The sequence below is a fragment of the Puia sp. genome (genome assembly GCF_036500295.1).
Classification (GTDB): Bacteria; Bacteroidota; Bacteroidia; order Chitinophagales; family Chitinophagaceae; genus Puia.
The window spans coordinates 70,343-86,786 of the sequence record NZ_DASYCH010000117.1; the positions used below are offsets into that span (position 1 = coordinate 70,343).

At 55.4% G+C, this 16,444-nt stretch carries 12 protein-coding genes; 7 read left to right on the forward strand and 5 right to left on the reverse strand.

All coding sequences use genetic code 11. The annotated features are described in order from the left end of the window. Positions 1-13: 13 nt before the first annotated feature. The 4 genes from VGM48_RS21825 to VGM48_RS21840 all read right to left on the reverse strand — a co-directional run bounded on the left by VGM48_RS21825 (position 14) and on the right by VGM48_RS21840 (position 4,921). Entirely contained in the window at positions 14-1,336 is a 1,323-nt protein-coding gene (locus VGM48_RS21825; RefSeq protein WP_331582565.1) for an aspartate kinase, read from the reverse strand. 151 nt (positions 1,337-1,487) lie between these two features. Beyond that, positions 1,488-2,585: an Ldh family oxidoreductase gene (locus tag VGM48_RS21830; protein WP_331582566.1), complete on the reverse strand. Its 1,098-nt coding sequence runs from the start codon at positions 2,583-2,585 to the stop codon at positions 1,488-1,490. A 48-nt stretch (positions 2,586-2,633) separates the two neighbouring features. After that, positions 2,634-4,034 (reverse strand): Gfo/Idh/MocA family oxidoreductase, encoded by a 1,401-nt coding sequence (locus tag VGM48_RS21835; RefSeq protein WP_331582567.1) that lies wholly within the window; start codon positions 4,032-4,034, stop codon positions 2,634-2,636. A 17-nt stretch (positions 4,035-4,051) separates the two neighbouring features. After that, entirely contained in the window at positions 4,052-4,921 is an 870-nt protein-coding gene (locus VGM48_RS21840; RefSeq protein WP_331582568.1) for a sugar phosphate isomerase/epimerase, read from the reverse strand. A 160-nt stretch (positions 4,922-5,081) separates the two neighbouring features. On the opposite strand from VGM48_RS21840, the gene VGM48_RS21845 reads away from it, so the two are divergent. The 3 genes from VGM48_RS21845 to VGM48_RS21855 all read left to right on the forward strand — a co-directional run bounded on the left by VGM48_RS21845 (position 5,082) and on the right by VGM48_RS21855 (position 10,978). Then, positions 5,082-8,156, forward strand: a complete 3,075-nt coding sequence (locus VGM48_RS21845; RefSeq protein ID WP_331582569.1) for a TonB-dependent receptor — start codon at positions 5,082-5,084, stop codon at positions 8,154-8,156. Positions 8,157-8,196: 40 nt separating this feature from the next. Beyond that, positions 8,197-9,609 (forward strand): RagB/SusD family nutrient uptake outer membrane protein, encoded by a 1,413-nt coding sequence (locus VGM48_RS21850; RefSeq protein WP_331582570.1) that lies wholly within the window; start codon positions 8,197-8,199, stop codon positions 9,607-9,609. Positions 9,610-9,709: 100 nt separating this feature from the next. Continuing rightward, complete coding sequence (locus tag VGM48_RS21855; protein WP_331582571.1) at positions 9,710-10,978, forward strand: hypothetical protein; 1,269 nt, start codon at positions 9,710-9,712, stop codon at positions 10,976-10,978. 19 nt (positions 10,979-10,997) lie between these two features. Here the strand turns inward: VGM48_RS21855 and VGM48_RS21860 are convergent, their stop codons facing one another. Next, positions 10,998-11,441, reverse strand: a complete 444-nt coding sequence (locus VGM48_RS21860) for a single-stranded DNA-binding protein (RefSeq protein WP_331582573.1) — start codon at positions 11,439-11,441, stop codon at positions 10,998-11,000. A gap of 218 nt (positions 11,442-11,659) precedes the next feature. Between VGM48_RS21860 and VGM48_RS21865 the strand changes: the two genes are divergently transcribed. The 4 genes from VGM48_RS21865 to mnmA all read left to right on the forward strand — a co-directional run bounded on the left by VGM48_RS21865 (position 11,660) and on the right by mnmA (position 16,327). Continuing rightward, positions 11,660-13,765, forward strand: coding sequence for a tetratricopeptide repeat-containing sensor histidine kinase (locus VGM48_RS21865; RefSeq protein WP_331582574.1), 2,106 nt, complete (start codon positions 11,660-11,662; stop codon positions 13,763-13,765). Positions 13,766-13,776: 11 nt separating this feature from the next. Further along, complete coding sequence (locus VGM48_RS21870; protein WP_331582575.1) at positions 13,777-14,529, forward strand: LytTR family DNA-binding domain-containing protein; 753 nt, start codon at positions 13,777-13,779, stop codon at positions 14,527-14,529. Positions 14,530-14,673: 144 nt separating this feature from the next. After that, positions 14,674-15,156, forward strand: coding sequence for a hypothetical protein (locus VGM48_RS21875; protein ID WP_331582576.1), 483 nt, complete (start codon positions 14,674-14,676; stop codon positions 15,154-15,156). A gap of 43 nt (positions 15,157-15,199) precedes the next feature. Then, entirely contained in the window at positions 15,200-16,327 is a 1,128-nt protein-coding gene (gene mnmA / locus VGM48_RS21880; RefSeq protein ID WP_331582577.1) for a tRNA 2-thiouridine(34) synthase MnmA, read from the forward strand. Positions 16,328-16,444 lie beyond the last annotated feature (117 nt).

Consider the following 16,444-nt stretch of genomic DNA (forward strand, 5'->3'; position numbering starts at 1 on the left):
GCTTTCTTCCAGCTTATTCCAACCCGAAGAGGCCCTTATTCAACAGTTGCAGCGTCCCGGTCTTATGACTGGATGGGATAAGCAGGGAGACGTTGTGTTTGCTGCCGCCATAGCTGACCATGCGGATAGGCACGGCCGTCAGTGCCGTGAAGAGCTTGCTCAACAGTTGCGGGGTTGTGGCGAGCTCATTTCCGACGATGGAAACGATGCTGTGGTTCTCTTCCACCTCGATGGTGCCAAAAGGTTCGAGTTCCCGCATGATGGCCTTCAGCTCGGCGGAGCTTTCGATGGTGAGGGATACGGCCACTTCCGATGTGGTGATCATATCGATCGGGGTGCGGTATTTTTCAAAGATCTCGAAGATCTTGCGCAGAAAGCCATAGGCCAGGAGCATCCGGCTGCTGCGGATATTGATCGCGATGATCCCGTCTTTGGCGGCGATGGCCTTTACTCCGACGGAGCCCGCTTCTTCGGTGATAAGGGTACCCTTCGCTTCCGGCTGCATCGTGTTCAGCAAACGAACAGGGATCTTATAGAACTGGGCGGGCCAGATGGACGCCGGGTGGAGGATCTTTGCGCCGAAATAGGCCAGCTCGGCGGCCTCTTCGAAACTAAGCTGTTCGATGGCGACGGTCTTTTTAACGACGCGGGGGTCGTTGTTGTGCATCCCGTCGATATCGGTCCAGATCTCGCAGACACTGGCGTTGATAGCCGCGGCGATAAGCGAGGCGCTATAATCGCTGCCGCCGCGCTTGAGGTTGTCCACCTCCCCGCGGGAGTTACGGCAGATATATCCCTGAGTGATAAAAAGGGTCTTGTCCTTGTGCTGGCGGAGCAGGTGATCCAGCCGGCTCTTGATGCTGTTGATCTGAGGTTCGTCATGGGCGTCGATGCTCATGAATTCCAGCGCGGGCAGCAGATGGTGGTCGATACCGTTCTCTTCGAGGAAGACGGAGAACAGTTTTGTGGACAGCAGTTCACCCTGCGCAAGGATATCCTTGTTCAACGCTTCGCTGAAAGAGATCTTCAGGATGATAGTCAGGAATTCGAAGTGTTCCGCGACGATGGCTTTTGCCTTTGCAAGCGGCGCCGCTTTTTTTACGAGCTGCTGGATGAAGGATTGATAGTGGGCCTCCAGCTTGTCGATGAGTTCCTTGGCTTTTTCGCGCTGACCTCCGGAGATTGCATTGCCGATCTCTACAAGGGAGTTGGTGGTGCCGCTAAGGGCGCTGAGGACGACGATCTTGGGTTCGGCGTCTGCCGTGATCAGCTGGCTTACCTGGCGCATCCGCTCGGGCTTGCCGACGGAGGTGCCGCCAAATTTCATTATTTTCATTCGTATCTATTCTTGAGGACCGCAAAGATACGGGTCGAATTATTAGAATGAAGGCAAAAAATAAGCGAAAATGTATTTTTTGCCTCCATTGGCATAATGTCTTGAACTGGGCTACGCCCAGCTTGGTTTTTTAAAAAAATGCCGCGGCGGATCAGGAATGATCGGGAAAAGGGACGCCGAATTTCTCAGCCAGCCCCTTGAGATCATTCACGACGGCGGGAAGGAGCGGGATGCCGTTTGCCCTGCGTTCCGCTTCCATTTCGCGTTCGGGATCGCCGGGAATGAGGACACGTTGCTGACCGGGGATAGGGGTGGCGCTGCGGAAACGCCGGATCCATTTGTCCATATGTTGTTTGAATTCCGCGGCAGGCCGGAAGGCATCAACGCGCATCGCACCGAAGAAATGGCCGATGCCTTTGCCGGGCATGCCGGTGGGCATGGGGACATAGGCCGGAAACGGCGGCACCCAGGGGCCATAGTTGGCGCCGCTGAGGACGGCAGAGAAGATATCCACGATGGCGCCGAGGCCATATCCTTTGTGACTGCCATGATCGCGATCGCCGCCAAGCGGAAGAAGGGCGCCGCCGGACTTCAGTTCATGGGGGTTGGTCGAGGGCCGGCCATGGCTATCCTGGATCCAGCCCAGGGGAGCTTCCTCGCTTTTCCGCTGGAGGATCTCCAGCTTACCGTTTGCCGCGGTCGTGGTGGCCAGGTCGGCGACGAACGGCGGTTCCTCTCCTGCCGGGACGGCTACACAGATGGGATTGGTTCCAAGGAGGCGTTCGAGCGAGAAGGTGGGCGCTACCAGTGCACTGGCATTGGTCATCGCGATGCCGATCATTTCCTGCTCCACAGCCTTCAGGGCATGATACCCGGCGATGCCGAAATGATTCGAGTTCTGCACGCTTACCCAGCCGGTGCCCACCTTTGCCGCTTTTTCTATAGCGACCTGCATGGCAAAGGGTGCGACGACGAGTCCCAGTCCGCTGTCACCGTCGACAACGGCCGTCGACGGAGTTTCGTAGATGACCCGCACCCGGGGCCGGGGATTGGCGCGGCCTGCTTCCTTCAACCGGACATAGCCGATCAGCCTTGCAACACCATGGGAGTCGATGCCGCGCAGATCAGCGCTTAGCAACGCGAGGGCGGCAGTATGGGCATCGGTGTCGGGACAGCCGAGCTTTTTGAAAATATCGATCGTGTACTTCAGCAGGGCATCATAGGGGATGATCGTATCTGTTGTGTTCATGCCCGTAAAGATCGGGCATTTTTGTCATGTCCGGCTGCACGGATACGATCAGGAGATGATCTTCATGGCGGCAGGGTCCCAGCGGATGGCGTTGCCGTGAAAATAGCTCTGGTTGGCCAGCAGACAGGGAGCACAGGCCCGGAAGCCAAAGACGGGGTCTTCGACAACGGGTTTGCCGTTGCGAACGCTTTCAAAGAAATGCGTCAGGTGATCCAGATGTTCATCGTAATTATCCGGCAGCTTGTAGACGGTGGGCTGCCTCGCCGTGCCTTCGCGCTGTGCAGGCGTATACCGGGCATTGTATTGTTTCATCAATTGCTCCTGCATCGCCTTGGGATAGGTCTCGAGGGAATCCCAGCCGCCGATGCCCGGCGCCACGGACATCTTCTGATGGTGAATGGTGAAGCCGTTGTCCGTCATTTCAAGGACTCCTTCGGAGCCGATGAACCGCAGACTGCCGGTCTCCCCCTGACCGCTTACGAAGTTGCACTGAAGCGCCACCTGAAAGGCCGGATGCTCCGGGCTGTCGGGATAGGACATCAGCGCCGTCATCACATCAGGGACATCGCGGCCGTCCTTCCAATACGCGATCTGACCGGAGGAGACGATCTTTTCAGGTCCCTTCGATCCCGTAATGAAATGGATACCCGAAAGCAGGTGAACAAAAAGATCTCCGGCCATCCCGGTGCCAAAGGCACGGTAGTTCCGCCACCAGAAGAATTTCTTTGCATCGTAGGGCTGGGCAGGCTTACCCTTTATATACTGTTCCCAATCCACGGTTGCCGGCGAGGCGTCTGTCGGCAAGGTGTATTCCCAGGCGCCGAGGGCACTCTGACGGCTCCACGAGGCTTCTATACAGTTCAGCTTGCCGATCTCCCCCGCCAGATACAACTCGCGGGCCTTTGCATAGGCGACGCTGCTGACGCGCTGGCTGCCGATCTGCATGGGTTTACCCGACGCCCGCTGGGCGGCGATAAGCGGCAGGCCTTCGTCGATCATATGCACCATGGGTTTCTCACAGTAAACGGCTTTCCCCTTCGCCAGGGCTTCGGTGGCGATCCGGGCATGCCAGTTATCGCTGGTAGCGACGATAACGGCGTCGATGTCCTTGCGGGCCAGTATCTCCCGATGGTCACGCGTGGTGAAGAGGTCTTTTCCAAATAACTCTTTGGCATGCTCGAGCCGCCCGGTATAGAGATCGCAGGCCGCCACGAGGTTGACGCCCGGAACCTTGAGAGCGGTGCGGACATCGTTATAACCCATGATACCCATGCCGATACACGCGACCCGGACCGTGTCGGCGGGACCCGCCGGCCGGGTGACATCGAGCAGAAACTCCTGGTGAAGGGCCCTGTCGGCGGCGGATATGGGTATATTTCCGGAGGAGAGCAGCAAAGAGGCCCCTCCAAGCTGTCTAATAAACTGACGGCGGGTCTTTTGGCGGGTCATATGGCAGATTTTGGACGTTAGAGTTTGCTGACCTGATCGTTATAGAACTTTATCGTCGCGATGACATCCGGGACATTGTTATACCAGTTGTCTTCCCGTTCGATGGAGAACATGCCCTTGAAATGCTGGCGCTTCAGTTCCTGGAAGATCGGGGTGAATTTGATCACTCCAGTACCCACCACCCTGTCGGCCGCCGCGGTGTTGCCGGCGGAGTCGACGTCTTTCAGGTGAACGCCAAAGATATGTCCCTCAAGTTTTTTAAGGCATTCGACCGGGTCGAGGCCGTTCCGTACCCAATGGCCGACATCTGCACAGGACCCGATATGCGGATGGCCCTTGACCGCCGCCAATACGGAATCGGGGTGCCAGTACTCGTTGGGACGGGGATGGTCATGGATGGCGACGTTGATGCCATAGATGCCGGCTAGACTGTCGACGCCATCCCACTGGCTTTTTATAGGCTCAGCCGTGATGTAGCTAAGTCCGAACTCTTTTGCCAGATCGAAGTATTGCTTCCACTCGGCGATGGTATTGGGCCGGATAACACCCATCGCCACTATCTGTATACCCTTGGATTGAAGGAGCTTTTTCAGCTCCTCCCTGCTTGCTGCCGACATCCGGATGCCGAAAGTATCTTTCATGTCACCACCGAGGGGCTGGCCGGGGAATGCTTCTATGTATTTCAATCCTGTACTGTCGACTTTATCAAGCGCCTTTACAAAGGGGCCCGCGACATGGAAGGTCCACATCTGAACACCGATCTTCCAATCGTCCGTGATGGCCGCGGAATCCTTTTTTGTCGGGTCGCCATTACCGGGAGTTCCGCACCCGGTAAAGCCCAAAAAGGCCGTGAACAGGAACATACAGGCATAGCAAATTCGCTTCATATTGCATCTATTTATTGTGTTCGGAAAAATAAAGTACTCAAATTAAGCGTTTTTGCTGATCCAAACTTTGCTAAACTCAGGACAACTGTGTAGCATATATATGCGTTTATCTATAAATTTGCGGATAGAGTCAACATTTCCTCACATCAAAACTAAATGTATGAGAAGGCTTCTCTTCATTTTCAGCTGCCTTACCCTGCTTATCGGTCAGGTGGCGGCACAAAATCACACTATTACAGGAACCGTCACAGATGCGAACGGGCTCCCCGTTGCGGGAGCGACCATCGCAGTGAAAGGGACAAATCGGGGTACGAGTACGGCCAGTGACGGTAGCTTTACGGTTACAGTCCCGGCTTCGGCAAAGACACTGATCATTTCGGCCGTGAACTATACCCCCCAGGAGGTGGATATCGCCGGCAAGACCACTATTGGGACACTCGCCTTAAAACCGGGCAATCAAAGCCTTAACGAGGTGGTCGTCGTTGCATACGGTACACAGAGAAAGACCAATGTCACCGGCGCCGTCGCCACCGTGAGCGGCGCAATGGTAGCCGACAAGCCTTTCACTTCCGTCGATAAGGAACTGCAGGGCAGCGTTGCCGGTCTGCAGGCGACCTCCACTTCGGGGGCACCCGGTTCCGCCACGGATATCCGTATCCGGGGGATCGGTTCCATCAACGCCGGCGCGGCCCCGCTGTGGGTGATCGACGGCGCAATCGCCCAGACGACCGATCTCACCGTCAATACGACTACAGCCAACCCGCTGAGTACACTTAACCCCGATGACATCGAGAGCATCACCGTATTGAAGGACGCCGTTTCCACCGCACCCTACGGCAGCCGTGGCGCCAACGGGGTGATCCTGGTGACCACAAAGAAGGGTAAAGCCGGAAAAAGCCGGATCAACGTGGTTGCGGAAGTGGGCCAGAACAGCCGGGCCTTCAACCCCTCCAATAAACCGATGACGGGTCCGCAGTATACACAGGCACTGCGCCAGTCCATCATTGGCGGCGGTTACGCCACGGATAATGCCGGAGCAGATGCCCTGATCATCGATCCGAATTTCCTTGGTTTCCCAAGCAACTATCAACAAACCAATACCAACTGGTACGATGTGGTCAGCCAGAAGGGCAACCAGTCCCAGCTGAACGTCAACCTGAGTGGCGGCAACGATAAGACAACCGTCTACGCCTCGGCCGGTTATTTCAACCAGAAAGGGACCTCCATCGCCTCCGACTTCCAGCGCTTCAGCGGTGCTCTTGCCGTGACGCACAAGGCGAGCGACCGGTTTACACTCTCGACGAATATCAATGCCAGCAACGCGTCCCAGCACACCCCGACCAATGGCGGCACCTTCGCCAACCCGGTGCTGACGAACTACTTTTTGCTGCCCTGGTATACTCCCTATAATTCCGATGGTTCGTTCCGGTTCGGCAACAACGACTCCTTGAATGAGTTCCCGCTGGGCGGCGGTATTTTTAACCCGGTCGTTCAGGCAGCCTATAACTTCGCGCTGACACAGCAGACCTCGGTTCGCGGTAACGCCACCGGCGAGTTAAAGATCCTGGACAACCTGAAGGTTACCACCCGTTTTGCCGGTGACTATGTAGCCGTACAGGAAGACTCCTATCGCAACCCCTTCTATGGTGATGGTTATGGCAATGGCGGGGATGCATCCTCCTCCTATACCCGCACCTTTGCTTATACCTGGAGCAATTTCGCCGACTGGAAGCAAAAGATCAATACGGACGGCGATGTCTATTTCGATCTGAAAGCCGGGGTGGAAGCCTATGATCGGAAGTTCTATACCCTCCAGGCCAGCGGAAAGAATTTCCCGCAGACCCTGGGACTGAAATATTTGGCCAATACCTCCACGCCGACGACGACCCTTGCCTATCCCGAGGAATCAGCCATCTTCTCGGAATTCGGGATCGCCGACTTCAACTATAAAGACCGGTATGTGCTGAGCGGCAGCTTCCGCCGGGACGAAGCCTCGGTGTTCGGGGCTGACCACCGCTGGGGTTCTTTCTACTCCATCGGCGGTACCTGGAATCTAAATGAAGAACAGTTCATGAAAGACCAGAACCTGTTCAGCCTGCTGAAACTGCGGGCTTCCTTTGGTCAGACCGGTAACTCGAATGGTTTCAATGTCAACACCGCGAAGCCGTTGTACGGCAGCAGCTATGTCTATAGCGGTACTATCTACGGCGGCAACTATGCCGGCCAGCCCGGATTGGTGCCTTACAACGTAGGCGACGCCGAGCTTACCTGGGAGAAGAACCAGTCCTTTAACTTCGGCCTCGACTTCGGCCTCCTGAAGAACCGGCTCGATGGAACGGTGGAATACTACCATCGCGAAACGACCAGCCTCCTGTCACCCGTTCCCTTCTCGTACACCAGCGGTTTCAGCAACCAGCTCGAGAACATCGGCAGCGTGGTGAACAAGGGGATCGAAGTGACCCTGAATGGCCGGCCCGTCGTAACGAGGGACTTCACCTGGCAGATATCCTTCAACATCGCACACAACGTCAACCGCGTCAAATCGCTTTACCAGAACAAACCGGTTCCCAACAGTACCTTCGAGTACACCGTGGGTCACGACCTGCAGGAATTCTATCTGCAACAGTGGGCCGGCGTAAATTCGCAAACGGGCGCACCGCAGTGGTATACCGATGGCACCAAAAAGACGATCACGGGTGACTATGACAGCGCCGGTCTCGCGCTGAATCATTCGGCATCGCCTTCGGTGTATGGCGGCCTCTCCAACACCTTTACCTATAAGGCCTTTAGCCTCGACTTCCAGTTCAGCTACAATTTTGGCAACTATATCTTCGACAACTGGTACAACTACCTGAACAGCGACGGCCAGGTATATGGCAGCTTCAACAACATGAGCAGCCAGCTCCGGGCCTGGCAGAAACCGGGTGATAAAACAGATGTTCCCCAGTTGGTCCTCGGCGGGAACAACAATTCCAACCAGGTATCCACCCGCTGGCTTTACAAGGGTGATTTTATCCGGCTCCGGAATATCCAGTTTAGCTATAATCTGCCTTCAGACGTCACCAAGAAAATGCATCTCGGCACCGTGAGCATCTATGTCCGGGGTACAAATCTTTGGACCTTCGGCACAGATAAGAACCTGCCCTACGATCCCGAAGCCGGTATCAACAGCCAGGCCAACCTGGAAGTGCTGATCCCGAAAACATTTGCCGGTGGCATCAGGGTCGGATTCTAAGCAAGCTGAACATTATTCCTAAAAAAGAAATTTTCGAATTATGAATACCTCATCTCTCTATAAAAATCTCCTGGTCGTCCTTGCGGCAGGAACGATCCTGGGGTCTTGCTCCAAATCGTTTGTGGAAAAAACGCCGGCCAATTATATACCCACGGATGAAGCGCTTAGCACGGCCAGCTCCCTGCAAAGTGCGCTGAACGGCACGTACGCCGAGATCCGCAACGTCAGCCAATTCGGCCGTGACTGGCCCGTCACCGGCGATCTGATGGCCGACAATACCTTCCTCGAGGCGAGGAACTCGGGCCGGTATGTCCAGCAATGGGCCTATGCCGTTCCCATCACCGATCAGGTGCCCCAGGACATGTGGGCCGAATCGTATACCGGCATCCTCCGTTGCAATCAGATCATCGATGCCAAAGTTACCGGCGCCGACGATGTCAAGGCCCAGGCTTACGCCATCCGCGCCCTGTTGTATTTCAAATTGGTGACCACCTGGGGCAAGAACTATACGACGGACAGCAGTTCGCTCGGTGTTCCCCTGGTTTTACATTATGATGTCACGGCCGAGCCCCAACGCAGCTCGGTTGGGACCGTGTACAACCAGATTGTAAGTGATCTGACGGCGGCGATGGCCTCCGCACCCGATTATAGCAGCAGCATTACGCTCAGCAACTACGCCATCGAGGGTCTTCTTGCCCGCGTATACCTGTACATGGGCCAGTATCAAAAGGCCCTGGACAAGGCCAATGACGTGATCAACAATGGGCCGTTCAGTCTGGTCGACCCCAGCGGCTTTGCTTCCTTCTGGGCCAACCCTACGCCAAACACCAACGCCACTGAAACGATGTTCGAGGTCGATTCCGATCCGGTGAACAACAACAACTTTGATGATCTTGGCGGCATCTATTTCCTGGGTTACCAGGATCTCTACGCCTCCAGCCAGCTGGTAGCGCTTTATTCGGCTACGGATGTCCGCAACAACTGGCTGCTTGCCGGGAAGACCAAGGGCGGAGCAAAGGCTTACCTGGTTGTCAAATATCCCAATACGAATAACAACGACAAGGACAACCTGAAGGTGATCCGGCTGTCGGAAGTCTATCTCATCGCCGCCGAAGCTTCTGCCCGCCTGGGTCAGAACACCGATGCACAGGACTTCGTCAATGCGGTTGCGGAAACAAGGGACCCCGCTTTCACCGGCTATACTTCCACCGGCGCCACCCTGGTCAGCGATATCGCTACGGAAAGAAGGAAGGAACTCGCCTTTGAAGGTGACCGCTTGTTCGATATGACCCGGCTTGGGCTGACCATTGTCCGCGCGTCGAATCCCGGTGCGGCGACAGTGGGCGATGGGCTGACCATCGACGCCACTGATCCGCTGCGGCTTGCGCCGATCCCGCAACAGGAAATTCTGCGGAACCCGAACATCGCCGGTCAGCAGAATCCGGGCTACTAAACGACCTCTATGCTATAGCAAAAGCCGCTCTCCCGAGCGGCTTTTGTATTTTGTCGGACCTTCGCCAACCCGCTTCCAGCGGCTTTTGTATTTTTGGTCTATGAAGCATTTGTTGGTGGCGTTGCTTTTATCATCGGCCGTGATGGCGATGGCCCAGACGCGGCGCGAAGATATCCATACGGATTTTGTACTTTATAATAAGCGGGTGGCCCTGGAGAACGATCTGCGGGATCGGGTCGTGGCGCGGCATTTTGCGGCGCCGCTGGACAGCAATACCGAAGATGGTTATTTATCGGGCTGCTGGGCGGTGGCGCAATTTCTTTTTGACGGCCCGGCGGTGATGCAGGGCTTTGACCATCTCTTCGCGGGGTACAAAAGTCTCTCCTATGATACGAAACGGGCCTTGCTCGAAGCGGTGTACGCCGTGGCGCCGGATCGCTATCGACAGGAGGTGAACGCAGTAATGGCGCAGGAAGCAGATGCCCGCCTTTTTGCCCTTTGCACGGTCTACCTCTTCCGGTTGGATATGGGGGTGGAGAACGCAAACGGGCTGAAGATCGGGATGGTGGAACGGTTTCCCGGCTATGACACGATCCCCGTGTTGCAGGAGCTGCAACATTATCTCAGCTTTACCCGGAAAAAAACGCCGGCCATCGCGGAGCTGTTCGCCTACCAGCAGAAGACAGGTGCGAAAACCATCTATTCTTTTCAGCGTTGGGACCGGGACTTCGGCGGGTTAGCCATCGTCCAGAATGCGGATGGCCGTTTCGTGCGGGATGAGAACGGCCGGTTGCAGGTATTCCAACAATTGGCCCGATCGGGACCGGGACTGCCCTATTTTCTGACCAACGGCAATACTCCCCAGGGTGTCTATAGTATCCAGGGAACCGATATATCGAGGACGAATTTTATCGGGCCGACCCCGAACCTTCAGCTGCTGCTCCCCGGCGAAGGGAAATGGAAGGACTATTTTCATGACCCGGACTCCGTCGGGGGAGATTCCCTTCAACGCTACCGGGAATTACTGCCGCCGGGCTGGCGGGATTATACCCCGATGATGGAGGCCTGGTCGGCGGGGGCTATCGGCCGGACCGAGATCATCGCCCATGGGACAACCATCGACCCGGAATATTTCAAGGGAAGACCATTTTATCCGCTGACCCCGACCATGGGATGTCTTTGCGCCAAAGAACTATGGAACCCGACGACGGGTCATTTGCTGGTGAGCGAACAGAATAACCTGGTGAACGCTTTTTTGTCAACGCCGGGAAGAAAGGGCTTTTTGATCGTGGTCAACCTCGACGATCAGCGGAAAGCGGTGAGCCGGGAGGAGGTGGAACGCCTAATAGACAAAAACCCCCGGCGCTAGCCGGGGGTTGGGATGATTTTTAGAAAGGAAGATCGTCGATGGGCTCGGTGATGTCACTGGCCGAAGGCACTCTTGCCGCACCCTGGGAAGAAGACGAATACCCTTCGGAATTACCACCTGAATAACCGCCGCCGCCGCCTTCGGCCCCTCTGCTGCCCAGCAGCTGTACATTCTGTACGCGCAGGGTAAGGGAGACGCCGGTGGTGCCGTCATTCTTGGGGTAGGTTCTTACTTCAGGACTACCTTCTGCATATACCTGGGTGCCTTTCTTGAGATAGGGGGCAATGCCCGTCCTGTCCGTCCAATATGCACATTCCACCCAAATCGTTTTATCTTTCTGATTGCCCTGGGCATCGCGGAATTTCTCGGTGTGTGCCACGTTGAAATTGATCACGTTCTTTCCATTCACCATGTTGGTGACACAGTCTTTTCCCAGATTGCCGATTACTTGGAGCTTTATCATAATGTTATAATTTGTACAAATGGCAATTTACATTTTTTTGATATGGCGGGTGGGAAAGTTTTCCAAAAGTTGTTAACCGCCGGCGGCACCGGAACGCCCCCGATGGCTCATCCGAAACGCCCGCCGGCGGCGCCGGGCCGCCAACGGCTCAATCCGGAGGAGCGGTAGGCCCGGAATGCCGGGGTTTGGCTAACTTTAAGTAGGGAGCACCCCTATACATGAGAACGATCGGGTTCATATTACTGCTTTCATTGCTTGCCGGGGTGGATCGGTCATGGGCGACCGGCTCGCCGGAAGAAACGCGCCGTCATGTCGACAGCCTGCTGGAGAAGGCAATAAGGATCGTGCAGGTAAAAAAGCACTGGCCCGGGGATTCCCTGGCTCGCTATGCCGATGAAGCGCTGCGGGACTCCAGGAGCATCGGATATGCGCACGGTATCGCCCTATCTCTTGCCTGTCAGGCATTTATAGAAAATATGACGATCAATGACTTTGCCAGGAGCGAACAGCTGGGGCGGGAATCGCTGGCCTGGTTTGATCAGACAGAGGACAAGCGGGGGGTAACGATAGCACATTATATCCTCGGATTCTCCCTCTTTGCCCAGAGCCATTTTGAGGAGGCCAACCGTCACTTCGATCTGGCCAGGGAATATGCCCGCAAGCAGGGCAACCGGGTGGAGGAGATCTATATGCTGTCGATGACGGGTGAGGCTTACCGGGAAAGCGGCGACTATGAAAAAGCGTTTACGGTGCTCCGGCAATGTGCGCAGATGTCGGAGGCCGATACATTATATGATCTGGCGCGGAGCCAATACCTGACGCTGGCGGGGATGTTCGTACAGATAGAGAATTTCAAGGAAGCCACGCGGTATTTCCAGCTGGGCTATGGAGACATGAAACCGGAACAGGGTGATCTTTGGGATCTGTCGGTTTATATCCAGCTGCTGACGCGGGAACAAAAATATGATAGCGCATTGTACTATTTCAACCGGTTCGACAGTGCGCAACTTCCGGCGTCGATGATGCGAACCTTCCTGGCGACCAAGGGCGAATATTATCTCTATCGGGAGGAATATGCCACCGCCCTCCCCTACCTGCTGAAAAGTCTTGACTATCAGCGGCAGCTGAACGATAACAACCAGATCATGCGCTGTCTGCAGGACATCGCAAAAGCCTATTATGGATTGGGCCGGGATACAACGGCTTTTCGATATGCCCGGGAAGGGTTGCAGCTGTCGGTATGGACAAAGGCCCGGCAGAACACCCGCGATGCCTGCAGGCAGCTTTACCTGTTGTTTGACCGGCAGCACCGCACAGACAGTGCGTATGCCTATTACCGGCGGTATATCGTACTGAAGGACAGTGTGCTCAGCGACTGGACAAAGGGCGAATTCGCTTCTTTTGGTTACGAGCAGCAGATCCAGCTGCTGAATAAGGAAAAACAACTGCAGGAGGTCTGTTTGCGGGAGGAGATGCTGACAAAGAATTTATTGCTCGCAGGTATCCTCGTGATCCTCCTGCTCGGCGGGGTATATGTCTGGATCGTCAGGTTGAAACGCCGGAATGAGGCGCATCGCCGCAAGCGGGCGGAGGATGAGCTGGAGATCGAACGGCTGGAGGGAGAACGGGCAAAGGCCGCCCTGCAACAGCGGGCCAAGGAACTCGAAGTTCAGGCACTCCGGTCGCAGATGAATCCACACTTCATCTTCAATTGTCTCAATGCGATCAACCGGTTTATCCTCGGCCATGAGACCGAGGCGGCGTCGGATTACCTGACGAAATTCTCGCGGCTGATGCGAATGATCATGAACCACTCGCGTCACAGCATGATCAGCCTCGCGGAGGAGATCGAGATGTTGCAGCTTTACCTGGAAATGGAGTGCCTCCGGTTCAAAGATGCCTTCGACTATCGCATCGATGTGGAGGAGAACCTGGACACCGAAGACGTGCGGATCCCGCCCCTGCTGATCCAACCCTTTGCCGAAAATGCCGTCTGGCATGGGCTGATGCATAAGGAAGAACATGGGTCGCTGACGGTCCGGCTACGGGTGAACGGTGACGTGCTTACCTGTATCGTGCAGGATAATGGCATCGGCCGGAAGCATGCGGGGATGTTGAAGAGCAAGTCCGCAGAGAAACATAAGTCGATGGGACTGCAAATAACGGCCGAGCGGATGGCATTGCTGAATGGCCCCGGCGGATCACAGCCGTTCTTCCGGATCGAAGACCTGTATGATGAAAAGGGATCCCCTGTCGGCACACAGGTTACCCTGACGATAAAGATCAATCAACCCGCCGGTGAGCCGGAGGAAGCCATCAAATAAAATTCCGATCTATGATCAAGGCAATCATTGTCGATGACGAACCCTATTGCTGCGAGGCCCTGTCGATCCTGCTGGATCGCTACTGCCCACAGGTGGAAGTCGCGGGCGTGTACCATTCGGGAGCGCAGGCCCTCGAACAGATCAGGGAGCAAAACCCCCAGCTGCTATTCCTCGACATCGAGATGCCCCGGATGAATGGGTTCGAACTGCTGGAAAAGATCAAGAGCCTGAATTTCGAGCTGATCTTCACGACAAGCTATGATCAATATGCGATAAAGGCGATCCGCTTCAGCGCGCTGGATTATCTTTTAAAACCCATCGACCGCGAAGAGCTTCAGCTGTCGATCCAAAAAGTGGAGCGGCGTTTGCAGGCGCCGTTGCCGCAGCAGATCGATCTGCTCTTCCAGCGACTGCAGAATCCTTCCAGCCTTTTTACAAAGATCGCGATCCCGACGATGGAGGGATTGCAGATGGTGGCGGTGGATCATATCGTTCATTGTGTGTCGGACAGCAACTATACGATCCTGACGTTGAAAGACCACCAGAAGGTAGTGGTGTCGAGGACGCTGAAAGAGATCGAAGAACTGCTGGAAGACTATCACTTCCTGCGTGTACATCATTCCAATCTTGTGAACCTCAACGAAGTTTGTAAATACATAAAGGGCGAGGGCGGGTATCTCGTAATGTCTGACGGCTCGTCGATCAATGTCTCTCGCAGCCGGAAGGAGGGATTGTTAAAGAAATTACAACCCAACCGGACCTAACCGGCGTAATAGGGTTGTTCAACTCCAACTACTCACCCGGATCGGGTGATCAACTTCAATTACTGCCAAGTACGGGTTTTGGCTGGCGCCGCCGCCAATGCCGGATTAGCTTTGTTTTATTCGATCACACGTAAAACAGAGATCATGAATAAGCTAATCGGAACATTGCTGGCAGGTGCATTTGTCCTTGCGCAGCACGGCGTACAGGCACAGGTGTCTGATCATGCCACTTTATTGAACACACATGCCATGGGCACGGAGTCCGCGGCCACAAAAGCATCCCGGGACTTCCTGCAACGCGCCGGCGACCAGAAGAATGAGCAATGGTATAAGGAATCGGTGGGTTATGAGGCCGAGTTCACCGATGGTCCGGTGAAAGCGAGCTATCGGTATGACAAGAAAGGGAACTGGCTCTTCAGCATCCTCACCTACGGCGAAAAGAACATGCCGGAAGCCGTACGGCGGCTGGTCAGAAGTACCTGGTATGATTTTAACATCGGCTGGGTAAAGGAGCTGCATGAAGCACAAAGCGTTGTTTACGTGGTATATATAGATAATGCCAAGGCCTGGAAGGAAGTAGCCGTGCAGGATGGGGAGACGCGGGTGCTGAAGGAGTTTTGCAAATGACCGGGAGTGGCGTAAATTTGCCGTTTGTAATAAGCGCAAATTTATGAGCAGTAAAGGGAAGGTATTGGTAGCGATGAGCGGCGGTATTGACAGTACCGTCACGGCGTTGATGTTGCACGATCAGGGTTATGAAGTGGTGGGCATCACCATGAAGACCTGGGATTATGCCAGTGCGGGGGCTTCGAAGAAAGAGACAGGATGTTGTAACCTGGATAGTTTTAACGATGCACGGATGGCCGCGGTACAGCATGGGTTCCCGCATTTCGTGCTGGATATCCGGCCCGAGTTTGGCGGCGCCGTGATCGAGAATTTTGTGGACGAATACCTGGCGGGCCGCACCCCGAATCCCTGCGTGCTCTGCAACACCCACATCAAATGGCGCGCGCTGCTGAAGCGGGCCGACGCCATGGATTGCGATTTTATCGCCACCGGACACTATGGGATCATCCGCCAGCATACCAATGGGCGATATACCATCGCCCGGGGAGTCGATGAAACAAAGGATCAGAGCTACGTGCTTTGGGGACTCCAGCAGGACCTGCTAAGCCGGACGCTGCTGCCGCTTGGACCGTATCGGAAGACCGAGATCCGGCAGATGGCGTTGGATTATGGCTATCCCGAACTGGCGAAAAAGGCCGAAAGCTATGAGATCTGTTTTGTCCCGGATAACGATTACCGTGGTTTTTTGAAGCGTCGGGTCGATGGGCTGGAAGCACGGGTCGCCGGTGGCAATTTTGTCGACAAGCAGGGGAATATCCTGGGAAAGCACAAGGGATATCCTTTTTATACCATCGGGCAGCGAAAGGGGCTGGATGTGGCCTTTGGCAAGCCGGTATATGTGACGGCGATCGAGCCGGACACCAATACCGTAGTCCTTGGCGATGAAGAAGACCTCGACCGGCAGGAAATGCTCGTGGCGAAGATCAACTGGATGAAATACGAAGGGATCACGCCCGGAATGGAAGCGGTGACCAAGATCCGTTATAAGGACAAGGGAACCCTCAGCAATCTTTATCCCGACGGCGATGACGCCCGGGTAGAGTTCTTCGGGAAGGCCAAGGGCATCGCCCCGGGTCAGAGCGCCGTCTTTTATGAGGGGGATGAGGTGATCGGCGGGGGGATCATCCAAAAGGGGCCTGGCACCGCCGCGCCGGGTCAGGGCCGGCTCTAAGCCGGCAGGCCGAAGGCCAATCATAAGCCATTGCCCCCGAGGGCGACTTTCGCATTGACACCCGCAAGGGGGCCAGGGCCGGCTCTAAGCCGGCAGGCCGAAGGCCAATTATAAGCC